The 25,013-nt window shown below is 48.3% G+C and carries 20 protein-coding genes, 1 tRNA gene, 1 pseudogene and 1 other annotated feature; of the genes and pseudogenes, 12 read left to right on the top strand and 10 right to left on the bottom strand.

Features of this window, described 5'->3' with window-relative positions; genetic code table 11:
* The first annotated feature begins 107 nt into the window (after positions 1-107).
* The 3 genes from nrdR to dnaI all read left to right on the top strand — a co-directional run bounded on the left by nrdR (position 108) and on the right by dnaI (position 3,131).
* Positions 108-593 carry a transcriptional regulator NrdR gene (gene nrdR / locus JZI27_RS14150; RefSeq protein ID WP_122910509.1) on the top strand — a complete coding sequence of 162 codons (486 nt, stop codon included), beginning with the start codon at positions 108-110 and terminating at the stop codon, positions 591-593.
* 144 nt (positions 594-737) lie between these two features.
* The gene (locus tag JZI27_RS14145) at positions 738-2,186 is read left to right on the top strand and encodes a replication initiation and membrane attachment family protein (protein ID WP_280207884.1); all 1,449 of its coding nucleotides are present in this window, start codon (positions 738-740) and stop codon (positions 2,184-2,186) included.
* 6 nt (positions 2,187-2,192) lie between these two features.
* Positions 2,193-3,131 (top strand): primosomal protein DnaI, encoded by a 939-nt coding sequence (gene dnaI / locus JZI27_RS14140; protein ID WP_122910511.1) that lies wholly within the window; start codon positions 2,193-2,195, stop codon positions 3,129-3,131.
* Here dnaI and JZI27_RS14135 read toward each other — a convergent pair.
* Positions 3,128-3,742 carry a YdcF family protein gene (locus JZI27_RS14135; RefSeq protein ID WP_280207883.1) on the bottom strand — a complete coding sequence of 205 codons (615 nt, stop codon included), beginning with the start codon at positions 3,740-3,742 and terminating at the stop codon, positions 3,128-3,130. The two genes, dnaI and JZI27_RS14135, sit on opposite strands and share 4 nt — an antisense overlap.
* 213 nt (positions 3,743-3,955) lie before the next feature.
* Between JZI27_RS14135 and JZI27_RS14130 the strand changes: the two genes are divergently transcribed.
* Positions 3,956-6,547: an Ig-like domain-containing protein gene (locus tag JZI27_RS14130; RefSeq protein WP_280207882.1), complete on the top strand. Its 2,592-nt coding sequence runs from the start codon at positions 3,956-3,958 to the stop codon at positions 6,545-6,547.
* A gap of 409 nt (positions 6,548-6,956) precedes the next feature.
* On the opposite strand, the gene JZI27_RS14125 is transcribed toward JZI27_RS14130, so the two are convergent.
* Positions 6,957-7,157, bottom strand: a complete 201-nt coding sequence (locus JZI27_RS14125) for a cold-shock protein (protein WP_122910513.1) — start codon at positions 7,155-7,157, stop codon at positions 6,957-6,959.
* Positions 7,158-7,366: 209 nt separating this feature from the next.
* Positions 7,367-7,906: a hypothetical protein gene (locus JZI27_RS14120; protein ID WP_251243764.1), complete on the bottom strand. Its 540-nt coding sequence runs from the start codon at positions 7,904-7,906 to the stop codon at positions 7,367-7,369.
* 122 nt (positions 7,907-8,028) lie between these two features.
* Here JZI27_RS14120 and JZI27_RS14115 point away from each other — a divergent pair, with 122 nt between their 5' ends.
* Complete coding sequence (locus JZI27_RS14115) at positions 8,029-8,628, top strand: TetR/AcrR family transcriptional regulator (RefSeq protein ID WP_122910515.1); 600 nt, start codon at positions 8,029-8,031, stop codon at positions 8,626-8,628.
* Positions 8,629-8,714: 86 nt separating this feature from the next.
* Here JZI27_RS14115 and htpG read toward each other — a convergent pair whose 3' ends face one another.
* The 6 genes from htpG to JZI27_RS14085 form a co-directional block, all read right to left on the bottom strand.
* Positions 8,715-10,592 carry a molecular chaperone HtpG gene (gene htpG, locus JZI27_RS14110; RefSeq protein WP_251243765.1) on the bottom strand — a complete coding sequence of 626 codons (1,878 nt, stop codon included), beginning with the start codon at positions 10,590-10,592 and terminating at the stop codon, positions 8,715-8,717.
* A 97-nt stretch (positions 10,593-10,689) separates the two neighbouring features.
* The gene (locus tag JZI27_RS14105; protein ID WP_280207881.1) at positions 10,690-11,856 is read right to left on the bottom strand and encodes a PstS family phosphate ABC transporter substrate-binding protein; all 1,167 of its coding nucleotides are present in this window, start codon (positions 11,854-11,856) and stop codon (positions 10,690-10,692) included.
* 149 nt (positions 11,857-12,005) lie between these two features.
* On the bottom strand, positions 12,006-12,239 hold the full coding sequence (locus tag JZI27_RS14100; protein ID WP_280207879.1) for a YbaK/EbsC family protein: 234 nt from the start codon (positions 12,237-12,239) through the stop codon (positions 12,006-12,008).
* Positions 12,240-12,274: 35 nt separating this feature from the next.
* Positions 12,275-13,828, bottom strand: coding sequence for a 2-isopropylmalate synthase (locus JZI27_RS14095; RefSeq protein WP_122910519.1), 1,554 nt, complete (start codon positions 13,826-13,828; stop codon positions 12,275-12,277).
* A gap of 139 nt (positions 13,829-13,967) precedes the next feature.
* Positions 13,968-14,200, bottom strand: a binding site (T-box leader).
* A 65-nt stretch (positions 14,201-14,265) separates the two neighbouring features.
* Entirely contained in the window at positions 14,266-15,402 is a 1,137-nt protein-coding gene (locus JZI27_RS14090) for a methyl-accepting chemotaxis protein (protein ID WP_280207876.1), read from the bottom strand.
* Between the two features lie 103 nt (positions 15,403-15,505).
* The gene (locus JZI27_RS14085; RefSeq protein ID WP_280207874.1) at positions 15,506-16,012 is read right to left on the bottom strand and encodes a GNAT family N-acetyltransferase; all 507 of its coding nucleotides are present in this window, start codon (positions 16,010-16,012) and stop codon (positions 15,506-15,508) included.
* Between the two features lie 343 nt (positions 16,013-16,355).
* On the opposite strand from JZI27_RS14085, the gene JZI27_RS14080 reads away from it, so the two are divergent.
* Positions 16,356-16,431: transfer RNA gene (locus JZI27_RS14080), tRNA-Ala, on the top strand.
* 371 nt (positions 16,432-16,802) lie between these two features.
* Here JZI27_RS14080 and JZI27_RS14075 read toward each other — a convergent pair.
* Positions 16,803-17,507, bottom strand: coding sequence for a toll/interleukin-1 receptor domain-containing protein (locus JZI27_RS14075; RefSeq protein ID WP_280207872.1), 705 nt, complete (start codon positions 17,505-17,507; stop codon positions 16,803-16,805).
* A 596-nt stretch (positions 17,508-18,103) separates the two neighbouring features.
* Between JZI27_RS14075 and JZI27_RS14070 the strand changes: the two genes are divergently transcribed.
* From JZI27_RS14070 to JZI27_RS14045, 6 genes and pseudogenes are all read left to right on the top strand, one after another.
* Positions 18,104-18,307: a helix-turn-helix domain-containing protein gene (locus tag JZI27_RS14070; protein ID WP_280207871.1), complete on the top strand. Its 204-nt coding sequence runs from the start codon at positions 18,104-18,106 to the stop codon at positions 18,305-18,307.
* 35 nt (positions 18,308-18,342) lie between these two features.
* Entirely contained in the window at positions 18,343-20,703 is a 2,361-nt protein-coding gene (gene hsdR, locus JZI27_RS14065; RefSeq protein ID WP_280207870.1) for an EcoAI/FtnUII family type I restriction enzme subunit R, read from the top strand.
* A gap of 30 nt (positions 20,704-20,733) precedes the next feature.
* Positions 20,734-22,203, top strand: coding sequence for a class I SAM-dependent DNA methyltransferase (locus JZI27_RS14060; protein ID WP_280207868.1), 1,470 nt, complete (start codon positions 20,734-20,736; stop codon positions 22,201-22,203).
* Position 22,204: 1 nt separating this feature from the next.
* Positions 22,205-23,668: a restriction endonuclease subunit S gene (locus JZI27_RS14055; RefSeq protein ID WP_280207866.1), complete on the top strand. Its 1,464-nt coding sequence runs from the start codon at positions 22,205-22,207 to the stop codon at positions 23,666-23,668.
* 392 nt (positions 23,669-24,060) lie between these two features.
* Positions 24,061-24,294: a helix-turn-helix domain-containing protein gene (locus JZI27_RS14050; protein WP_280207865.1), complete on the top strand. Its 234-nt coding sequence runs from the start codon at positions 24,061-24,063 to the stop codon at positions 24,292-24,294.
* Positions 24,278-25,013: pseudogene (locus JZI27_RS14045) on the top strand (transposase); the annotation flags it as partial. The gene JZI27_RS14050 and the pseudogene JZI27_RS14045, both read left to right, overlap by 17 nt.

Below are 25,013 nucleotides of genomic sequence, written 5' to 3'. Positions count from 1 at the left end.
CTCCATTCGAATCACGCTTTAAATAGGTACAAGGATTGACTTGACTTCTAATAGGAACATGAGGGACACTGTTTACAAGTATTGTCCGTATTGGAGTTGATTCCGCGATGCGTTGTCCATTCTGTGAGTACAACGGGACTAGAGTCCTAGATTCTCGTCCGTTTAACAATAATAAATCGATTCGTCGCCGGCGTGAGTGTGAAGAATGTGAACGTCGTTTTACGACATTTGAAATGGTGGAAGAATCTCCTCTCATTATCGTCAAAAAAGACGGTACCCGTGAGGAGTTCAGTCGAGATAAGGTTCTGCGCGGACTGGTACGCGCCTGTGAAAAGCGTCCTGTCCCATTGGAAGTGCTGGAAAACGTGGTCAGCGATATCGAAAAGGAGCTGCGTAACTGCGGACAGCCCGAAGTGCCCAGCAATGATGTCGGGGAAAAAGTAATGGAGCGTTTGTACCATGTAGATGAAGTCGCGTATGTCCGTTTTGCATCGGTCTACCGTCAGTTTAAAGATATCTCTGTCTTTATGAAAGAGCTAGAGGAGCTTTTGGCACAAGCCAGAAACAGTCATACACCATTCAATAAAGAATAGAGATCGGACAATCGAACATGGATCGCAAGGTGCTCTCGCCTAGAATAGCCGGGGGCTTTTTGGCTTTCCATCTGTTTTCGCCACTAAGCCAGGGTGGCCATGCTATAATAGAAAAACGAGATACGTAAGGAAGGAAAGAGTCACATGCGCCGACTAGTATGGAACGAATTGACACCTAAGGACAGGTTTCTGGTGCGAATGATCCGTCCACTCAGCATTGCCGAAACAGGCTTTGTCACTCAGCTCTATATGCCGATCATCGGTGTCGAATCATTCGCCCTCTACCAACTGCTTGTTCATGAGGTTCAGCAAGTGAGCGGTGCAGCAGCTGAGAGCTCGCACCGAACCTTGATGCTGGCCACCTCGCTGTCGTTGGATCGGCTGTTGGCAGCACGTGAGCGGCTGGAGGCGATCGGTCTTCTGGAAGTGCGACGCCGGGAAAACACGCAGCGTGACTATTTTTACGAATACGTCCTAAAACCGCCTCTCACACCTGGAGAGTTTTTTGCTGATTACGTACTGTCGTTGATGCTCTTGAACAAGATCGAAAATATCCGTTTTCAACAGCTGAGACAGCAATATGCAGACCCACTCGCCAGCCAGCTCATGCAGGAGTACAGCACGGTGGAAAATGTGACCAAGGATTTTCATGAAGTGTTTCAATCCTTGAAACCGTCTGAGCTTGAGGTGGAAAAGGGTTCGGAGCGGGAGCAGTTTTTATCCGAGATGGAGACAGCCTATCCACTGGCTGACATGAAATCAGGCTTTGAAGCAGAAGTGAATCACCCGCTCAGCGTCTCCTCCCTGCGCCTCTATCTGCCGGACAATGCGGATGCGGAAAAGGTATTGGGTGGAAGCAGCATGGAGCTTTTGTATCAGCTGTGCCATTTTTATCAGCTGGATAGCTGGGGATTGGGCCAGGAGCTGCGCGACTGGACGCTCTACAAGCAGGACCGTAGCCTGGATGCTGATGTCCTCCGCAAACGCCTGGTGCAGCGCTATACCGATGACAAGCTGTACCGCAATGTCCCTGCCGACCTGCGCGAAGAGGAGGACTGGGGACCGGGTAATTTGCCACCAGCAGGCAGTGAAGCATTCGTCCGAGCCTGTCGGTTGCTCTCCCCATTGACGCTGCTGGAGCGTGTGGTTGGAGGCCGTGTGAGCAAGGTCTTTCTGGAGCGTGCAGAGTCTCTGGTCTTCGCAGATGGCATGCAGCCAGAAGTAGTCAATGCCCTGTTGTTCCATACACTTGCAAGCATGCAAATGGAGCTGCCCAAAGCGTATATGGAGACGATACGTGACAGCTGGAAAGCCAAGCGGATTGCAACCGTGGACGAGGCAGTGAAGCAGATCGTGGAGCGTGCCGAACAGCGCGTACAGGTCGTGGATAAGACGAAGCGGCCGAAGAAAGAGTCAGCCCCGGCGCGTCGAAATGGACGAGCCGTTTTGGAAGATAAACTGCCAGCCTCTGTGGAATGGCAGATGTCGCAGGAAAATCAGGCAAGTGAAGCGAAAAAGGGTCAATCGATTCAGGATTATCCGGAATTGCAGAAGCGTCTGGCAATGCTGCGCAATAGACAGAAGGGAGAGTGACGATAGATGGAGTCGATCGGCCAGTTTATGCAAGAGCTTGCAAAACGAACTCCCCGTCAGCTGCTGACTCCGGAGCAGCAGCTGGACAAGATGCTGGGTTCGTCATCCTATTTAAAAGCCTTTTCGCAAAAGCATCCCGAGCTCACGAGGGATGACTACCTGCGCTCACTCTCCAGTGTCTACACTGCCGTCAAGGAACAGTACTGGTGCGAGCGTTGCCCTGGTCTGACGGAATGCCCCAATCTCGTAAAAGGGCATCGGACACAGCTGGAGTTGGTGAACGAGACGATTGTCAGTGCAATCGCGCCATGCAACAAGCAGCTTTCCCATGATGAGGAATTGAAACGGCGTCGTCTGATGCGCAGCTACTACGTTTCTGAGGAGACAATGAAGGCCACCTTTGAAGGGCTGGTCATCGACGAGGGGAACTTTGCTGCTGTGGACGCTGCTGTTCTGTTTTGTGAAAAAGTAGGGACAGGAGAACGGGTCAAGGGTTTATACATGCACGGACCTTTTGGAGTGGGCAAGAGCTACATCATGGGAGCGATTGGCCGCGAGCTGTCGGAGCGCAACGTCGCGTCGATGCTCGTCTACGTACCGGACTTTATCCGTGAAATGAAGGACTCCATCTCCGATCAGTCCTATGTCGGCAAGCTGGAGCTTTTGAAGGAAGTACCTGTACTGATTCTGGATGACATCGGTGCAGAAAACCTGACGCCCTGGGTGCGAGACGAGATTCTGGGTGTTATTCTGAACCAGCGTGCAAACAACCATCTGCCCACCCTGTTCACCTCCAACTATTCGCTGGAGGAGCTGGAGGAGCATCTGTCCATCTCCAATGGCAACCGCATCGAACGGACCAAGGCGGCACGAATCATGGAGCGGATTCGTCATTTTGTCGAGGTGTATGAGATCTTGCGAAAAAATCATCGGGTGGACAGCTAATTCCAGATCCGGGTCACTTGCCAGTGTGCGAGAGCAAGGATCTCTCGCACTTTATGGTAGGGCGAGTAGAGGACATGAGACTGAACGCCGACAGCGGCAGCAGGCAGCTCCAGGTCATCGGCCATCGTCTTTGCTCGCGCTATGTGATAGTCGTGGCTAATCACCAGAGCGCTTTTCAATTTCACAGATTCCACCGATTCCATAACCTGCTGGCTGTACAGCAGGTTTTCGTATGTGCTCGTCGCCTTTTCCTCTAATAGAATGGCATCTGCAGGTACGCCTTGTTCCAGCAAATACTGTTGCATGGCGAAAGCCTCGGTTACTTTTTTACCTTCTCCCAATCCTCCCGTAACCAGTAGATACTCAACATACCCTTCGTTATAGAGCCAGAGAGCGTAATCCAGTCGCTCACGTAGACCGGGACTGGGACGTTCTCCCCAGACCGCTGCACCAAGCACGATACCGACATCAGCATGACGCGGAGCTGCTTCCTGTATGGTTTTTTCAATCAGGTACCAGTTGTATCCAGCCCAAGTAGCACCCAAAATCAGGATGCCCAGAAGGGGAACTAGAATTTTTTTGCGCCATGCTTTCTTTCGTTTGAAGAACACGGGGAGACTCTCCTTTTCCTGTCAACTCAAGGTGCCTTCTCTTTCAGCGTGCACCTATCTACATAGTTTAGACGAGCAATCCTTCCGTGTAGTTACGCATTTCGACATATCGGTGACATTAAGAACTAGTAAATTATTTCCCTGAAAAGCCGATAACGTAATGGAGGAATCGGTTTTAGAAGAGTAGATTATACACATGCGGGGAGGCTAGCAATGTTCTGGAAAAAGACGATGCTCCTGTTTCTGGCCGTCTTGCTGCTAGGCGGATTTGGAACAAATCAGGTCGGACTGGCGGCTGACGAGGTCAGCAAATTGGTACTGACGACAAATAAAGTGACATTGGAGACTGGGGATACCCATCAATTGACTGCAAATGCTGTCTATCAGTCCGGTAAGGTGGTAGACGTGACTTTACATACCACTTGGACGAGTGCAGATTCCACGATTGCAGCTGTTTATGCAGGGAAAATTTCAGGGAACGGCGTCGGGAATTCGACCATTACAGCCTCCTATCTAAGCTTTTCTGCGGTAGTAGATGTGAATGTAACAAAGAAGGTGAAAGCCTTGACCTCGCAGACCCAATCCGTCAATTCGCGGATTGGACAGGAGGACCAAGTACAGCTGACTGCCGTCTATAGCGACAGTACAGAGGAAGACGTAACAGCCAAAGCTGACTGGACCGTTGACAAAGGGGCGATCGCCACCGTACTCAATGGCAAGGTCAAAGGCTTAAGCTCAGGAACAGCAAAAGTGACTGCGAAATACGGAAGCCAGACGTTCAGCTTCCCGATCAGTGTCGAAATCGCGCATCGCCTGGAGTCTAGCAAAAGCAAGGTATCGCTGTTGCTGAATGAAGAAGAACAAGTGAGCTTGAAGGCGATTTTCCCAGATGGCTCGGAAAATCCAAACGTAGAGGACAGAGCCGAGTGGTCGACGAGCAACGCTGAAGTAGCTGACGTCATCAAAGGGAAAATCAAGGCGTACGACGCAGGGACAGCGGTGATCACCGCTTCTTACGGAACCAAGACAGCGACGATCCAAGTCGATGTCGATATGGCGCAAAAACTCGAATTGAACAAGCAGGATCTGTTTTTGAAAGTGGGAGCAACAGCAGATGTTGTCCTGACTGCTACTTACGCAAATGGAGACAGCCTGGACGTGAAAGACAAGGCGGCATGGACCTCCAGCAAAGAAAGCGTCGCCTATTACAGCAATGGTCAGATTCATGCCGTATCTTCCGGGGAAGCTGTCATTACAGCATCCTATGGAAACAAGACCGTTCAAATGAAAGTGGATGTTGAAGTTCCGCGTTCGTTGGACATCGTACCCGCATTCCTGGTTATGAAAAGCGGCTCGAAAGAAGATGTCATCGTAAAAGCTTCCTTCGCAAATGGAACGAAGGAAGAGATTACAGACAAAGTAGAATGGTCTTCGGACAATGAAGAAGCGGTTTTTGCCAAGGATGGCACCATCTCAGCCTATAAACCGGGAACTGCAAATGTGAAGGCGACCTATGGCGGCAAGACAGCTACGCTGGTGGTCGATGTAGACGTGCCGCAAAACCTCGTAGCCAATGTGACCAATCTCGCCATGCAAATCGGTGAAGCGAAGCAAATCACGGTGAAAGCAAGCTTCCCGAACAATAGCGGTGAAAGCGAAGATGTTACGAATAAACTGACCTGGACATCGACTTCACCAGCCGTAGCAACCGTACGCCAAGGCTTGGTGACAGGGGTAGGAACAGGGGCAACGACGATTACAGCCACACTGGGAACGCGCACTCTGACGATTCCTGTATCGGTAGGCGTGATGCAGACCCTGACTGTAGACAAGAAAAAGCTCGTGTTGGCCAAGGATGATAGTGAAACAGTGAGGGTGACTGCCAGCTACGGAGATGGCACGACAAAGGATGTAACCGAGCAAGCCGCTTGGAGCAGTTCTTCTGCTGCTGTCGCTGAAGTGCATCAAGGTAAAATTACGGCAGTAGGAACCGGGGTTACGACCATCAGTGCAACCTTTGACGGCAAAACCGTGACGGTTACAGTCGAGGTAGGACAAGCGCAATCTTTGGCTATCGATCCGCGACTCCTCATCCTGACTGTCGGTGAATCGGCTGATCTCGCCCTGACGGCGACAGACTCTGCAGGCGATTCCAGGAAAGTAAGTGCTGATGCCGAGTGGAGTTCCTCCAACGTCAAAATCGCCGATGTGGCGCAGGGACGTGTGACTGGACTCACCAGTGGCCGCGTGACCATTACCGCCAAATACGGCGGAAAGTCGATCAGCATTCCAGTAGAAGTAGGCATCGTAACCAAGCTGGAGGCAGACAAGCGCTTTGTCACGCTGAAATCGAAAAATACAGCTCAAGTATCCTTGATCGCTACTCTCTCAGACGGGCGCACGATGGACGTGACTTCTGCTGCGGAGTGGAGAACAAGCAATTACAAAGCGGCAGACGTCTCCAAAGGCTTGATTTCGGGTATCGCGTTTGGCAAATCGACTGTGACAGCGCGATACAGCGGCAAGACAGTGTCTATTCCGGTCGATGTTGATCCGCTCAAGTACCTGAAAACCGATGTCGTACAGATCGTCATGAGCAAAGGGGAGGTCAAGCAAGTGACAGCTACAGCTACTTACATGGATGGCTCAGAGCAGAACGTGACCAAGCCGGCTCTCTGGACTACCAATCGTCTGCTGGTAGCCGATGTGAAGGACGGCGTGATCAAGGCGACTGGATCGGGTAAAGCGACGATTTACGTGCAATATGGCGGTAAAAAGACACCGATTGTGGTGACCGTGAGATAGATGAATGAAAAAGGGACTTCCATTTTGGTGGAAGTCCCTTTGGTCTTTTAAGGTTCTACGACGTGGACGGAAAATGGAGGATTCTACTTCGATTACACCACAATCGATATGCCATCTACAAATACATGTTCCAGCGTGACAGCACCCGATGAACGTATCGTGGGGTCCCTTTTATATGTGAATTCCGTAATGTGAAGTCGAAGGCGCTAATAGTTACATCGTTGAAGTCATCGACTTTCTAGAAGATAAATATCGATAGGAAATCCATGCGTATTATGTTATACTGAGTCTACCATTTACTGTTCCGTACCATTTCCCTACTCATATTACGAGTAGGGTTTTTCAGTTGGCTTGTTCGGACAACAAAAAAACAGACTCCTAAAAAGAGTCTGTTTTTTGATTGTTGTCATTAAGCTTTTTGAACGTTAGAAGCTTGTGGGCCACGTTGACCTTGTTCTACGTCAAAAGTAACTTTTTGACCTTCATCAAGTGTTTTGAAACCGTCAGTTTGAATAGCTGAGAAATGAACGAATACGTCTTCTCCGCCTTCACGCTCGATAAATCCAAAACCTTTTTCTGCGTTAAACCATTTTACTGTACCTTGTTCCATTGTTATTGCCTCCAAGTGTGATAGCCACACATATATTACTATCCTTGCTCTCAGGATGATCAAGACGAAAGATTTATCCTACGCTATCCTTTACTTCGAACAAAAATAATTCTTTATTATCATAACAGGAAATTGAATGGATAGCAAATTTTCAATTAGAATGGCAAACGAAATAGTTTCGGCAATTCCCACCTGATCTTTCACCTCGCTCAAGCTTTTTCCTTTTTGGGCCAAATAAAATGAGAAATCGCGATCAGCAGATCAATCCCTAGAATCAGTGTCCAGAGCTTGAGTACCCCGGATAGCGCTTCAGTACGGGAAGGATCGCCGACGAAATAGATCAGCCCGGCCAAAAAACCAGCTCCGATCAAAAAGGAAATGACATGAAGTCCCCAGCTTTTCAGATAATGGACAGCGTAGTCCATGCCGTAGCGCTTGAGAGGCTTGTGTCCTTGCTTTGCGACGTAATATTGGAAGCGTTCATCTGCCCACGAAATCATGCTTTTACCGAAGGCAATCGAGACCCCGATGTATACAGCAGCAAGAGCGTGAGCTAGAGTAGCGGTAGCACCGTGATATAAATCCACGCTCGTGGTTACAAGCAAGATCAGGTCAATAACGGGTGTGAGTGCTAGCAGGAGCATACCAAGCTTAGGCATTTTGAATACATAGCGTACCAAGAGGCCAAGTAAAATCACGATCCAGAAAGCAACCTCACTGGCGACGATCATCCAGGCGACAAAAGACAAGATTTCCTCACATCCTTTTGCGTACAGTTTACTTTTGCAGGTGAATTGTAACATTTATTTCTAAATAATACAAATGTACTATTAAAATTGTTCTTTTCTTTTTCCTCTGCTACAATACAGGCATGCCAAAAATAGTGGATCATGAAGAACGAAGAAAACAGATTGCAGAAGCTACGTGGAGGGTTATTTTCAATCAGGGTATGAAAGGGGCGACGGTGAGAAATATTGCCCAGGAAGCCGGGTTGTCATTAGGGGCGTTGCGCCATTACTTTTCCACACAGGATGAATTGCTGAGCTTTGCAATGAGATTGGTAAAGGAACGGGCGACCCAGCGCATTCAAGACATCGCTATGCGAGAGATGAGCCCGAAAGAGAAGATGGTACAGATTTTGCTTGAGCTAGTCCCTGTGGATGAGCAGAGGATGGCTGAAATGGAGGTCTGGTTTGCCTTTACCTTTCATCAAAAGTACGAGACGATTTCCCAAAACGAGATGCATCAAGGCTTTTTCCCTGAACTGGAAAGGTCTCTCGAGTATTTAGCTCATCATGGCTTGCTTCGGGAAGGGTTGGATCTGGAGCTGGAAGCGGAGAAATTATATGCTATTATCGACGGGATTGCCCTGCATGCACTACTGGAATCGCAACGATTGAGGCCCGAACGCATCATACGGGTGCTTACCTCTCATATCCAATCGATATGCAAAGAAGATGAAACAAACTAGCTGCAAAGAGGAAACCGCCGGGATTGGATGCCGGCGGTTGCGAGTCTTTATCCGAAAGATGCGGCATTTCTGCCGCATCCTTTTTCTTAGACCATGATTTTGCAGATGTCATTCGTAAATTCGACCGGGTCCTGGAGCGGCAGTCCTTCGATCAGGAGCGCCTGGCTGTACAGCAGGGACGTATACAAGGCCAGCTTTTCCTTGTCGTTGGCATATGCCTCCTTCAAGGATTGGAACACATCGTGATGGATATTGATCTCCAGCACTTTGTCCGCTTTTACCTGCGGATTGTTCGGCATGGCATTCAGAATCTTTTCCATCTCCAGCGTGATTTCTCCATCGGTAGACAGGCAGACCGGATGGGATTTCAGACGTTTGGAGGCGCGTACCTTGGTTACTTTTCCGGCCAATTGGTTCGTCATATAGTCGAACAGCTCGGTGTTTTCCTGGTTTTCGCTGTCCGTGTTCTCTTTTTCATCGGATTCTATGCCCAGATCTCCGCTGGAAACGGAACGGAATTCCTTCTCTTTGTAGGTCTGGAGCATCTTGATCGCAAACTCGTCGATATCCTCGGTGAAATACAGGATTTCATAGCCTTTGTCGGACACCAGCTCGGTTTGAGGAAGCTTCTCGATTCGTTCAACAGACTCTCCCGAAGCGTAGTAGATATATTTTTGATCTTCCGGCATCCGGGATACGTACTCGTCCAAGGTAACCAGCTTTTTCTCCTTGGAGGACGTGAACATAACGAGATCCTGCAGTGTATCCTTGTGCATGCCAAAATCGCTGTACATGCCGAATTTCAATTGTCTGCCAAAGGATTGGTAGAATTGCTCGTACTTCTCGCGCTCGTTTTTGAGCATGCTTTGCAGTTGACTCTTGATTTTGCTGGCGATGTTTTTGGCGATCAGCTTCAATTGACGGTCATGCTGAAGCATTTCACGGGAGATGTTCAACGACAAGCTCTCTGAATCTACCATCCCTTTGACAAAGCTGAAGTAGTCGGGGAGCAGGTCGGCGCATTTGTTCATGATGAGTACGCCATTGGCATACAGCTCCAGACCCTTTTCGTATTCCTTGGAGTAATAGTCGAAAGGAATGCTCTCCGGGATAAAGAGAATCGCCTGATAGACGACAGCGCCGTCTGCACTGATGTGAAGGTGCTTGAGCGGTTTGTCAAAGCCGTAGCGCTTCTCGTTGTAGAACTGCACGTAATCTTCCTCGGTCAGCTCGTTTTTGTTTTTGCGCCAGATCGGGACCATGCTGTTGATGCGCTGTTCTTCCTGATAAGACTCGTACTCGCTTTCGCTGCCTTCTTTCAAGCGTTGGCTGGTAATGTCCATCTTGATTGGGTAGCGGATAAAATCCGAGTATTTCTTGATGATCGCTTTCAGACGGTATTCGTCCAAAAATTCGTCGTAGTTTTCGTCTTCCGTATTTTCCTTGATTTGCAGGATGATGTCTGTGCCTGGCGTTTCTTTTTCACAAGGCACGATCGTGTAGCCGTCTGCTCCGGTCGATTCCCACTTGTAGGCCTGGTCGTGGCTGACTGATTTGCTGATCACAGTGACCACATCCGCTACCATGAAGGCGGAGTAGAAGCCGACACCGAACTGTCCGATAATGGTGTGGCCATCTTTGGTTTCGTTTTCGTTTTTGAAGGCGAGAGAGCCGCTTTTTGCGATGATGCCCAGATGGCTTTCCAGCTCCTCCTGCGTCATCCCGATCCCGGTATCGCGAATCGTCAATGTCCGGTTTTCCTTGTTCGGGATGATTTTGATCGAATAGCTGTCCTTGTCAAAATGCAGACTGTCGTCGGTCAAAGCCTTGTAGTAGATTTTGTCGATCGCATCGCTAGCGTTGGAGATCAGCTCGCGCAAGAAAATTTCCTTTTGCGTGTAAATGGAGTTGATCATCATTTCCAGGAGTCGCTTGGACTCAGCCTGAAACTGCTTTTTTTCCATTGGAATAGCCCCTTTCCCCAAAAAGTAGATCAAGTTTTAGCACTCTCGGTCTTTGAGTGCTACCCACTATTTTTTATAGCAGTCCCCATTTTTAAAGTCAATAGCCTGTGAGCGGAGTATAACCTGTCTTTTCGACCAAGGCTTGCCCTTGCTCTGACAGAATCCAGTCAATCAGCTTGGGGACGTTCGGATTTTGGCTGCCCGCTGTGATCACGTAAAACTCTGAGGACAACGGATAGGATTGATCGGCGATGGTAGCCTTCGACGGTAGGACGCCATTTACTTCGAGCAGGCGGATGTTTCCATTCTGAACCATTTCCGTTGCGAAAAAACGGAACGAATATCCGATCGCATTGGGGTAATTCTTGTAATCCGAAGTCTTTTCAATAATGCCGCCCATGCCGCTGACCCGATTTTCATTCGGTGGCTCCATGATCGGGATGTTGCCCATGAACTTCTCCAAAGCAGTCTGGCTGCCGCTATTCTCTGGTCTTTGAAAGGCGCGAATCGGTTCATTTTTGCCGCCCACCTCCTGCCAGTTGGTAATGGCACCGGAATAGATGCCTTGAATTTGTTCAGTAGTCAGCCCTTTTACAGGATTGTCAGCATGGACGAAAAAGACGAATGCCTCACGCCCGATCGGTGTCAGCTTCATTTCTACGCCCTTTTCCTTCGCGACGGCCAGCTGCTGCGTGGAAGGGCCGGCGACAAAGATCATATCCGCAGTGCCATCCAGCAGATACTCGTACGCCTCTGGAGTCGTGCTGGCGCGAACCTGGTGATCGTGCAAATCGTATTCCTTTTTGGGATAGACGGCTTGCACAAAGGCAGAGTAGAGCGGATACAAGGCAGTCGCCCCATCTAGGCGGGGCAAATTCGAATCCAGCTTCAGAGTCGCGGGCTGTCCTAGTGATTGTGCCTTGGTATTATCCTGATAAGGCTGGTAGGCACGTAAATCAAAATCCTGCTCGCTCACTGTCGGGATGCTATTGTGATACGCTTGATTGATTTCATATCCGGTGACAGTCAAGGCACATACAACCAGTAATCCGACAAGCGAACGATTGGCGATGCGGAGTTTGGTCGGGACAAAGAAGAGCATGAACATGTAGATCAAGCATACAACCGTCACCACGATCACCAATGGCGCATAAAAAATTTGTCCGCCATTTAAGAGGGTAATGATCAAAATGGCGAAACCGATAAACGCGATGCAGAATGCAGCTGCCAAATAACCGAGGATTTTTCCGATCCATTCACCCATCGGTGGCTCCTCCTTTCATCTCTATGAACATTCATTATAATAGATTGGAATAATTTAGGGGAAGGGGAGCGAACAAAAAGCCAACCAGCTTGAGCTGGTCGGCTTCATTTTTGCGCATGTGATATGTTCGCATGATGAATGGGAGTGATCTATTGGATGGAGATGATTTGCCCTTGTGTCATGCTGACGAGCTCATCCGGCTTTAACTCAAATACAGCTTTGGGATGACCTGCCTTCAGCAGCTTTTCGGAGACGCGTGCGGTCGCATCAGCGGCTTCCTGAGCCGTCCTCGTGCTATCCGGCAGTTCAACCACCTGATTGGCGTACCCCATTTCCTGCAACTGGCGTTGTACGCGTTGAGCGCTTTCTTTTAAAGGCGTCATACTGGCTTACCCTTTCGTTTGTACGACTTTGCACACTAGCCTTGTACGGGAGTGGGACATTCCTGTGCGGCATCCAGCACAGCGCCATTGATTCCGTTCAGGAAGGCAAGAGCGCTTGCCTTGATAATGTCAGTGTCCATTGCGCGTCCAGAGTAGACGTTGCCATTGTGCTCGATACGGATATTGACGCGCCCGATGGCTTCTTTTCCGCGCGACAGGCTGCTGATTTTGTAATCCTTCAGCTGCACATCGTGCCCGATCAGGTTTTTGATGACACTGTACAGGGCGTCGATCGGACCGTCGCCAACGGCACTGCCAGTCAAAATCTCTGTGCCTTTTTTCAGGCTGACGGTAGCAGTAGGAGTCTGATCGTTGGTGATGACCTGGAAGGACTCCAGCTCGTACAGATGATTGTTGCTTACATCGAGTGTGCGGTGATTGGTCACCAGATAAAATACGTCGTGATCGTAGACTTCTTTTTTGCTGTCAGCCAAGGTCAGGAATTTATCAAAAAGCACTTCGAATTCAGCGGCATCGCTCGTGTCAAAGCCAAGCTTTTCAACAGCGTTCTTGAAGGCGTGACGACCGGAGCGGGCAGTCAGGATCAGCTCCATGCTTTCGGCGCCGACTTCCTCAGGGGACATGATCTCATATACTTGTTTATCCTTCAGCAGTCCATCCTGGTGAATGCCGGAGGAGTGGGCAAATGCATTGTCTCCTGTAATCGCTTTGTTGACTTGCACATCCAGTCCGGTCAGATAGGTGAGCAGGCGGGAGGTTCTGAGCAGCTCGGTCGATTTGATGTTGGTATGGCAATGGAAGCTGTTTTCTCTCACCTTGAGCGCCATGATGACTTCTTCCAGAGAAGTATTTCCGGCGCGTTCGCCCAGACCGTTAATGGTGACCTCCACTTTGTCCGCCCCATTTTTGATGGCGGAAAGTGTATTGGCCGTTGCTAGTCCGAGGTCGTTGTGACAATGCACGCTGAGGATGACATCCGGATTCAGGTTTTTCATTCGCTCGTTCAGCTTGCGGATCATTTCGCCGAATTCGTCTGGAACCGCATAGCCGACCGTATCCGGAACGTTGATCATGGTTGCTCCGGCTTTGATGACAGCCTCAATCGTTTTCCACAGGTATTCAAATTCGGACCGAGAAGCATCCTCCGTGGAGTACTGCACGTTGGGGAGCAGCGTCTTGGCATACTTGACTGCTTCCACGCCCATCTCCATCACAGCATCCTTGGAGCGGCTGAACTTTTTCTCCACATGGATATCGGAGGTGCCAAGCACGATGTGAATCAACGGATTTTGTGCCAGCTTGATGCTTTCGTATACCGCATCGATATCGCCTTTGACCGCACGAGCCAATGCCGTAATCGAGACGGTGTCGCCAACGCTTCTGGCGATCTCTTGCACCGCTTGGAAATCTCCTGCGGAGGATGCGGGGAATCCTGCTTCGATAATGTCAACTTGAAGACGCTTCAGCTGCTGGGCAAATTCGACTTTTTGCTGCACATTCAATTTGGCGCCCGGAACTTGCTCACCATCACGCAGGGTAGTGTCCAACACAATAATTTTACGGCTCATTTTCATTTCCTCCTCAAAATTGAATGAATGAAATGCAACTAAACGGTCATGACCATTTCGTTGCAGACCGCAAGCGGTCTTATACGGTTTAATGAAAAACGTCAAGACGTTTTTCACATAAAAAAACCCCGTCTCTACGTATAGAGACGAGGTTGAACTCGCGGTACCACTCTAATTCATTTCAACAGCTTGAAATGATCTTCTTCGATGGCCATCACCATCTATCCCTATAACGGTGGAATTCCGGCTAACCCTACTTATCAGGCAGCTGTTCATAGACGAGTTCAAAGTGACCAACGCTGCCGTTTCGCACCACCCAACGGCTCTCTGAAAGGTTCCTTCACTTTTACTATTTCTAATCGCGACATTTACATATCAAATTTTTAGTTATTATATGGGATGCAAGATCATGTGTCAATACCAAGCCAGGAAATTTTCTACAGCTTAAAGGAGTTGACGGATTCTTGCAGATCTTCCGCCATTCTGGCTAGCGTCATGGAGGTTGCTGAGATTTCCTCCATCGAGGCATTTTGTTCTTCAGAGGCTGCCGCTACCTCCTGAGTCGTTCCGGCAAAGTCCTGTGAGATGCTCTGTACGGATTCGATCGAGGTAACCATCTGATCTGAGCCAGCCTGTAATTCCTTGATAGCAGCAGTGACCTTTTGAATCTGGCTGTAGATGTCACTGACCGATCTCGAAATCGCGCTAAAGGAATCCCCGGCTTGCTCTGTCAGATGGGTGCCTGCTTGTACGGCTGCTAGGCCTTCAGTCATTTCAGTCATCGAGATCCGAATATCTTGCTGAATTTGCTGAATGATGCTGCTAATCTGCTCGGCAGCATGACCGGATTGCTCGGCTAGCTTTCTGACTTCATCGGCCACGACTGCAAATCCACGCCCGTGTTCCCCAGCACGTGCCGCCTCAATCGCGGCATTCAGTGCTAGCAGATTGGTCTGGTTGGCAATCCCTGTGATCACGGAAATGATTTCTTCAATTTCCGTTGATTTGTTGCCCAGTTCGTTGACCGTTTGTGCAATCCGATTCGTGGTTTCTTCGATATGCTTCATCTGCTCCATCGATTGGACGACGACCTGATTTCCGTTCGCAGAGGTCTCGACTGCTTCGTCAGAAAGGGTAGTCACTTTTTGACTCAGCAAAGAGATTTGCGAGATCTCGCTGGACATTTTTCTAACGACTTTTTGGGAAACGTCAGTATTCGTTACCTGCTGTTCTGCACCAGCAGCGATTTGCTGGGCGGAAGATGAGATTTGTTCCGTGGCACGGCTCGCTTCCTCCGCACTAGCTGTCAATTCTTCGGCGGATGCTGCCACCTGCTCGGATGTCTGAGCTACCTTGCCAATCAATTCTCGCAGCTGATCTGTCATGTCCTGCACATGGCGCCCGAGCTGAGCGATTTCATCGTTGCCTTTTACGGTGACACTGTTGGTCAGATCGCCATTGGCAATCCGCTTTACCTGCTCAATGACCTTCGTGATCGGTTTGGATATCGTACCGCTGATGATGATTGCCAGGATAATGACAAGGACTGCGGCGACGGTCATGACGAGGATCATGTAGGCCTTATCTTGGTGAATTAAACCGGGATAAGGCCTACATGGTTTTTTGTATTGCGCTGTATAGTTAGAATAGATAAGCATGTGTCTGTGTCCGTGAAGATCATTCTTGGTTCCTGGTTAAATTGTAACCTCTGTACACCTCGTCCCAATTCAGCGGCCGAGCCATCCGTTTTTCCATTTGCCCGAGTGGCTGAAAACCAAATTGAGCGTATAAGGAATGGGCATCATTTGTGGCGAGTGTAAAACTGGTTCCTTTTAAGTGGCGATGTTCAACAATGATGCTCATCAGCCATTTGCTAAGCCCCTTTCCTCTGTATTCGGGTAGAACGAAGACATCGCCTAACCAAGAGAAGCGGACAAAATCGGAAACAACTCTAGCAAAACCCACTTGTTTAGCCTGACCGATCGAAGGGTTTCCTTCGTAGATTCCGTAGCATAGGCTTGAATGGGTAATCGCTGCTTGTACCAGCTCTTTTGCAATGCCGTTCGCCCAATAGGATTCTTTATTGAGGAATTGATAGATGGCTTCGACGTCTAAATAATCTTTATTTGTACTGATAGTGAATTCATCGTTTCTGGTCCAAAGTTGATCTTGAGTGAGTGGCACGAGCTTTCCTCCCGGTTCGCATTGGTTTGGATATTTATACGGTTAAATGTATTTTGTATACCGTTATTTCGTCAAGCTGATGTTGTTATTTATGGGGCGGATACAGTTATATCGAATAGGATGAGAAGCCCGACTGGGTTCATTCCAGCAGTATTCGTTTATGGATAATTTAGGCGCAATTTTTGTTGACATTGAATTTTCTCCATGCTAAGATAAATCTTGTTCAGTTCATGGGGCATTAGCTCAGCTGGGAGTACGTCGTTGTCGGAAACATTGCCTCAAGAATGATTGAAAATCGAATACCAGCGTTACATGTAATTCGTTTCCTTGAAAGGAAATATATGGGCCTTTAGCTCAGCTGGGAGAGCGCTTGCATGGCATGCAAGAGGTCAGCGGTTCGATCCCGCTAAGGTCCACCAAACAACCAACGACGAAACGGCAGAGATGCCTTTTTTTTGTATCTAGAATTAGTTGTTGGATGGCAGAGAGTGTATGTCTCCAGCGCCAGTAGTGTTTCTGCAACTATTCGTTGACCCTGTGGCTTCTAATTGGAGTCATCGTGCTGGTTTTAAATGCTAAATCAAAGCAATCCAATCATGTGGAGTGCCTAATATTGATGGTACGAAATGAGATGTGACAGTACTGCTCAAATCTAAAGTAAAGGAGACCTTGCATATAGCGAGGTCTCCTTTTCTAACCCTTGTACAACGGCGTCTGCCAAGTAAGCGTGAAACAACAAAGCATCCTAACAGTCCCAACTGAACAGCAAACTTTGGTAGATTAATAGAGCTTAAAGGGCGACTAACTCTGCGAGCTTGGCCGCGACGTCTGCCATGGGCTCTTCTGCAGTGTTCAATCCGCTTCGTGATCCGAGTAAGGGACTGACTTCGCGGAGAGCTTCATATGTTGTATCATGCACAATCGGAACGAGCCGATCACCTGCAAGGAGTGCCGAAAGTTCTTTGTCGGCAATGCCCTCTGTTGGGAGGCGGCGTAGCAATGCAGGAGTCACAAGCACAATTCCAACTCGCGAGTTGGCCAAGCCTTTGTCAATAGCGCGAAGCAGCGGCACACCAAGGCCAACGTCTTTCTCGCTAAACCAGACGGAGACACCGTGTGACTCTAACAGATCGTGCAACTCCTTGGCGGCTCCCTTCCTGTCGTCCCACGCATGGCAAAGGAAGACGTCACGAAGGTCAGGTTGTTTTGCTAGGGTTTCGACGCTGTTGCGGATTGGTGTTAATGACCGAATTTCTTCGGACGTGTACAATAGAGCCGAACCTGCTCCTGACCAGCGCGGCTTTGAACTGCGGACGGAACCGCCGCCGCTGCTTCTGCCGCCCCCACTTGTCAGGGAAGTGGAGTAAGGCGAGGGCGAGTATGAGCTGTAGCCGCCACCACTACTATAGCGGCGATAACTCCCTCTGCATGCTGGGCAGTTGGCTGCGGCACTCGCCGAACGATGTCCTTCTACTGGGGCTGTACATCTAGCCATGTCTCTACCTCCTCTAAATAACTTGAATATTAAAACTATTGTATCATGTTTCCGTAGATGTATCCTATCTCCAGTCCCTCATTCCAGTTGCTTTTTTCATTCCAGCAAATTCAACCAAAACGATGAGAATATCTTGAAACAACGCCCCAAGAAATCTACCACACAACAAACTTCCAAGGAAGCGTTTTTCATGATCAAACCTATCCATGTATATCAACTCGAAAATAGACCCTGCGACCGAGCGGCATCTGCTCTCCCTCATGCAGCCGTATCTCAAATTGAACCTCGAATTTGTCAACTGTCAAACTGATGTCAGCCGCCGCGCTGAGATCGGTATGAAGGTGGTACTAGTTGGTGGCTTCTAACCTTGGGGCAATCTTGTGCTCTGGTAGGCTTAGACATCGTGCATCCGGTGCTGTTTGGGGGAACCATCTCTCATATCCACACCCAAGCCAGTTGATAGTCAGCGACTTTCACTTTTTCTCATCCCCACTCTCAATCTTGCATTATCGTAAGATTACCTCACTTCCCTGTGTGCTAATGTGATATAATGGAAAGAGTAGTTTTGTCGGCCACTGTCAATAGGAGGACTTCATATGGTGATCAGCTACGATAAGTTGTGGAAACTGTTGATCGATAAGAAGATGAATAAGACCGATCTGAAAGATCAGGCAGGGCTTACCTTCAACATCTTGGCTCGACTTGGGAAGCGACAGCCTGTCAATTTGGAGAGTCTCTATAAAATCTGCAAGTGTCTCAATTGTAATATCGGCGACATTGTCGAATTTGAATTTGAGTAAACAGACTTACCCATGACGAGGGGAGGAATGGGCGTATGGGAAAGGGATCGTTATCGGAGGAAGATATTAAAGCCCAGTATATTACGCCAGCGGTTACGGATGCGGGCTGGGATCTGAAACGACAGGTTCGGATGGAATATGCATTTACAGCGGGTAGAATTATATTGCGTGGCAGCATGACGGCTCGCGGTCGGAAGAAGCGTGCCGATTACGTGCTCTTTTATAAAACGAACTTTCCGCTTGCTATCATTGAAGCCAAGGACAACCGACAACCGGTCGGTGCAGGCTTGCAGCAAGCTATTGATTATGCCAAAGCACTGGACATCAGTTATGTCTACGCATCCAATGGCGATGCTTTCGTCGAACAAAATCTCATTACAGGTGAAGTGAGCGAGTTGCCTCTACATGCCTTCCCCTCCCCAGAAGAACTATATGACCGCTATTTGCGCGATAAGAACATTAGTGCAGCAGAAGAGCAAGTGATGCTGGAGCCGTATTACTATGTACCGCAATACAAAACGCCAAGGTACTACCAACGCATCGCGATCAATCGAACGGTCGATGCTGTGGCACGAGGTCAAAAACGCGTCTTACTCGTGAGCGCCACTGGAACGGGTAAGACGTACATGACGTTTCAAATGATTTATCGGCTCTGGAAATCGGGGTTAAAGAAGAAGATCCTATTTCTTGCCGACCGCAATGTCTTGGTAGACCAGACCATGTCTGGGGACTTTAAGCCTTTTGGCGGCAAGATGACCAAGGTGCAGAATAAGAATCTGGATAGCTCCTACGAGATTTACCTTGCGCTGTATCAGCAACTGACGGGCGAAAATGGTGAGGAAACGTTTCGTCAGTTTCAGCCGAGCTTCTTTGATCTCATCGTCATTGATGAGTGTCATCGGGGTAGCGCCAAGGAAGAGTCTGCATGGCGAAAGATTCTCGACTACTTTTCATCCGCTACCCATATCGGTTGTACCGCCACACCTATCGAGACGCAGGATGCGTCAAGCTTCTCATACTTTGGCGAGCCGATCTATGAATACTCACTCAAGCAAGGCATTGACGATGGCTTCCTCGCTCCTTATAAAGTAATTCGTATCGGATTGGATAAAGACTTGGAAGGCTATCGACCCGAAGCTGGGAAAGTCGATACATATGGCAATGAAATTGAGGATCGCGAGTACAATGTGAAGGACTTTGACCGCACTTTGGTCATCGATGATCGCACCAGGGTCGTCGCAGCCAAAATCACCGAGTTTTTGCAGAAGACGGATCGCATGAGTAAGACGATTGTGTTCTGTATCGACATTGAGCATGCGGAGCGGATGAGACAAGCGCTGATCCAAGCGAATCAAGACTTGTATGCCCAGAATCATCGGTACATTATGCGAATTACGGGGGACAACGATGAAGGCAAAGCGCAGCTTGAAAACTTCATTGATGAGGAGAGCCCCTATCCTGTCATCGCGGTCACAAGCAAGCTCATGACTACCGGGGTAGACGCGAAGATGTGCAAGTTGATCGTGCTGGAAAATAACATTAACAGTATGACCGAGTTTAAGCAGATCATCGGTCGGGGTACCCGGCTCCTTGAGGAGTACGGCAAAACATACTTTACCATCATGGACTTCCGGAACTCCAGTCGCCTGTTCGCCGATCCTGCCTTTGACGGACGACCGGAGGTGGTCATTGATCTGGATCAGGATGATCCGGTTGATGATCCGGAAGCTGGCTACCCCGAACCAGAAGGTGGAGATGAAGGCACACGGGAAAACCCGCCGGGATATGGCTCCGGGGCAGGGAATAGCACTGACGATGGCGAACAAGAGAAACCCCGCAAATATTACATCGGAGACGTGGCTGTAACGGTTCTTTCCGAGCGCGTGCAATATGTAGGGCAAGATGGTAAGCTCATCACGGAGAGCCTGATCGACTACACGAAGAAGAACATCTTGCAGCATTATGCGCGGCTGGACGACTTCCTGCGCTCATGGAGCCAAGCCGAGAAAAAACAAGCGATCATCGACGAACTTCAAGAGCGCGGTGTATGGCTCGATGCGGTCAGAGCAGAACTTGGCGATAACGAATTGGATGACTTTGACCTCATTTGCCATCTTGCCTACGACAAGCCGCCGCTCACCAAGAAAGAGCGAGCCGAACAAGTGAAGAAGCGGCATTATCTGTACCAGTACTCCGATATCGCGCAGCAAGTTATTGAAGGACTCCTGAACAAGTACGCTAACGACGGAATTAAAGAAATCGAGGACACTAAGGTTCTCATGCTCAAGGAATTCGCCCAAATGGGCAGCCCGATGAAAATCATCAAAGCATTCGGGGGTAAAGAGGCTTATTTGAAAGCCGTTCAAGAGTTGAAGAACGAAATTTACTATGCGTAAACCACAACGAAGACAAGGCAGGTACGAAGGATGACCATACGGAATATTGTCAAAAGAATTCAAGATGTGATGCGGAATGACTCGGGGGTCAATGGCGATGCCCAGCGAATCGAGCAGATCGTTTGGATGCTGTTCTTAAAGATCTACGATGCCAAGGAAGAAATGTGGGAGCTTGTTGTCGATGATTACAAGTCAATCATTCCAGCAGGACTACAGTGGAGAGATTGGGCAGTGGATCATAAAGACGGACAAGCATTGACCGGGGACGCGCTATTGGATTTTGTCAACAACTCGTTATTTCCTGCCCTTAAAAATATTGAGATCGATGAGGATACGCCGATGCGGCAACTTATCGTAAAATCTGCGTTTGAAGACGCGAACAACTATCAAAAAGACGGTGTACTCTTACGGCAAGTGATCAATATTATCGACGAGATTGACTTCACCGAGTATAAGGAGCGCCACGAGTTCGGAGCGATCTACGAATCCTTCCTGAAGGATCTGCAAAGCGCTGGAAATGCCGGGGAATTCTATACGCCCCGAGCTGTTACTGACTTTATGGTCAAGGTGATCCAGCCTATACTCGGCGAAAGGATTGGGGACTTCGCTTGCGGTACCGGAGGCTTCTTAACCTCGGCATTGAATGCGCTGGAGCCCCAAGTCGGCAACTCGCTCGAGAATCGGGAAATGTATAACCAGTCGGTGTACGGTATCGAGAAGAAATCCTTGCCCCATCTACTGTGCGTCACCAATATGCTCATTCACGATCTGGATGACCCCGAAATCCTCCACGGCAATGCGCTGGAGATGGATTACAAAGAGATGCGGAAGCTGGAACCCTTCAACGTCATCTTGATGAATCCTCCTTATGGCGGAAGCGAGAAGGAAAGCGTGAAAGCCAATTTCCCGACAGAGCTTCGTAGTTCGGAAACGGCCGACCTTTTTATGAATGTGATTATGTACCGCTTAAAGCGAGACGGTAGGGCAGCGGTCATTATTCCCGATGGCTTTTTGTTTGGGACGGACAATGCGAAGTTCAACATAAAGAAGAAATTGTTCAGCGAGTTTAACGTCCATACGGTGGTCAGAATGCCGCATAGCGTGTTTGCCCCGTATACGTCGATTCGAACGAACATCTTGTTCTTTGATCACTCGAAGCCGACTGAGGATACTTGGTTTTACCGACTCGATATGCCCGAGGGGGTAAAGAATTTCTCGAAGACGCGCCCGATGAAATTGGAGCATTTTGCTGATGCCCTAGCGTGGTGGGATCACCGGGAAGAGATCGAAGTCGACGGTCATCCGAAAGCTAAACGGTATACCATCCAAGAGATCGTAGACCGAAGCTATAACATTGACCTCTGCGGCTTCCCTCACGAGGAGGAAGTAATCCTTGACCCGATGGCGCTAATTCAGGAATACCAGGAGAAACGGGCATCTCTGAACGCAGAAATTGATCATGTACTCGAGCAGATCACATCCATGCTTGGGGGTAAATGAGATGAACGGACAAGACTTGAAGAATAGCATCCTCCAGCTAGCGATCCAAGGCAAGCTCGTTGAACAGAGGCAAGAAGAAGGAACGGCAAAAGAACTATTGGAACAAATTCGGGCAGAAAAGGAACAGTTGGTGAAGGAAGGCAAGATTAAACGAGAAACGCCTTTGCCGGAGATATCAGAAGATGAGATTCCGTTCGATATACCTGAAAGTTGGGAATGGACCAGGCTGGGGGACGTACTCGAGATCGCACGAGGGGGTTCCCCGAGACCAATTAAAGCATATATAACTAACTCCGCTGACGGTATCAATTGGATTAAGATTGGAGATACGGATAAGGGCGGGAAATATATTAACAGCACTAACGAAAAAATCATAAAAGAAGGAATGAACAAAAGCAGATATGTAAGAAAAGGGGATTTTCTCTTAAGTAATTCAATGAGTTTTGGCAGACCATATATTTTAAATATTGATGGTTGCATCCATGACGGTTGGCTGGTTTTAAGCCAGATGGTAGAGATTTTTAACAGGGACTTTTTGTATTATTTACTAAGCTCGAAAATGGTATTTAATCAATTTCAATCAAGAGTAGCAGGTGCAGTTGTTAATAACTTAAACTCAGATAAAGTAAGACTTACGCTGGTGCCCCTCCCCCCACTCGATGAACAGAAGCGCATCGTAGCCAAGATCGAGGAATTATTGCCTTACGTCAGTCAATACGATAACGCCCATGCCAAGGTGGAGGAACTCAACAAGAGATTTCCTGAAGAAATGCAAAAGTCGATTTTGCAGTACGCCATCCAAGGCAAATTAGTTGAACAGCGGCAGGAAGAAGGAACCGCCGAGGAACTGTATCAGCAGATTCAATCAGAGAAAGAAAGGCTGGTTAAAGAAGGTAAGATTAAACGTGAGAAGCCCTTGCCTGTTATTACGGAAGAAGAGATACCATACGACATTCCCGAGAGTTGGAAATGGGTGAGGCTTGGGGAAATAGGGACGACGAACATTGGTTTAACATATAAGCCGACCGATATTACAAATGAAGGCACAATTGTACTGCGCTCCAGTAATATTCAGGATGGACAATTAGACTACAACGACCTTGTTAAAGTATCCTGTACTATCCCAGATAATAAGATGTGTCAAACTGGGGATATCTTGATTTGTGCTAGGAACGGAAGTAAGAGGCTAGTAGGTAAAGCTGCGATGATTGACAAAGGAGGAATGAGTTTTGGTGCATTCATGGCAATATACAGGAGTGTATGCAATGAGTACATTCTTTATATAATTAATTCAGCGTACTTCCGAAACTCAATGTTACCGGAAACTGGTACTACTACAATTAATCAAATTACTCAAGAAACTTTAAGGCATTGCATCATCCCACTCCCTCCACTCAAAGAACAAAAGAGAATCGTAGCCAAGATCGAAGAACTAATGCCTTACACAAAGCAATTGGTAAAATGAATCCTTCGCCTAAACCTTTGATCATTCAATACAACCTTTCAAGCCAGATCGTCCGAGTATCCCCAATCCGGGGTATTGAGGATGACCTGGCTATTTTATGCGACAATTAAATAAAACTAAAACAATGAGAATACCTTGTTGTGAACCTCCTATAAAGAAGGTAATATATACCAAACCCTCAAGGGGGCGTTGGGGTTTGAATAAAAAAAGCACCTTCTGTAAACTGGGAAACGTTCCGACCAAAGAACAATTACCCGTACAGGAGGCACTTGTAACTGCTAAACTAAATTCAACAGTTTCCGCCAAATAGAATTTAACACTTTTTCTTCAAATATTAACCTAGTTAAGCTATCATTACTTTTTCAACTTGGCTTAGCTGGAGGATTGGAAAGGTGGAAAAATTACTGTTGTATCTTCGGGTTCATCAATTAAAAGAACAAGGATTTAAGGTGGCAGCCATCGCAAAGAAATTGGATCTGTCAAGGAACACGGTTTATAAATATCTAGATATGACTTTTGAGGAGGCATCCGATTGGGTCAATTCCCTTAATCACAGAAGCAAAAAGTTGAATCCCTATCGGGATAGGATTCTTGGCTGGTTAAATGAACATCCGGACCTGGCTTGATCGCTTCTTTCCGGAGTACAGCCTTGTGTTTAAAGATTGGGAAGGAAAGGCCTCGCTCATCACGCTTCGTGAATTTCCGACGCCACAGGAGATTGTATCGCTTGGCGCGAGTACAATTGTGCGCCGATGGAAGGAAGACGTGAAGCGAGCGGTTGGCTCCAAACGTGCAGCGCAACTCCTACAAGCTGCCACAAACTCAATTGGACTTACCGAAGGGCTGACGGCGGCGAAAATCGAGCTCAGGGCCTTACTGGAACAATATGTACTATTCTCGAGACAACTTGAAGAAATCATGGCGCAAGTGGAAGCATTGCTTGCACAAATTCCAGGTACAAATGAAATGCTGACAGTACCAGGAATCGGCGTTGTTACGCTGGCGGGCTTCTTGGCTGAAGTTGGTGATCTTAGCGGTTATGACCATGGGCAGCAGATTATCCGGCTTGCCGGATTTAACCTCAAAGAGAATAGTTCCGGCAAGAAGAAGGGCAAGTCCACGATTACCAAGCGTGGACGATCCCGACTAAGAGCCTTGCTATTTCGGGCGATGATGCCGATGGTCGCCAAAAACGCCGAATTCAAGGCGTTGCACCATTACTTTACGAAGCGAAGTCATAATCCGCTCAAGAAGAAGCAGTCCATCGTGGTACTCTGCGGGAAGCTCATTCGCGTACTGTACACACTAGGCACGAAGTGCATTCCGTACAATGCGTCCGACGTAT

The sequence above is a fragment of the Brevibacillus sp. AY1 genome (assembly GCF_029870785.1).
GTDB classification, from domain to species: domain Bacteria; phylum Bacillota; class Bacilli; order Brevibacillales; family Brevibacillaceae; genus Brevibacillus; species Brevibacillus invocatus.
The sequence above is the reverse complement of the archived record's forward strand: the minus strand, read 5'-3'. Positions and strand labels throughout refer to the sequence as shown.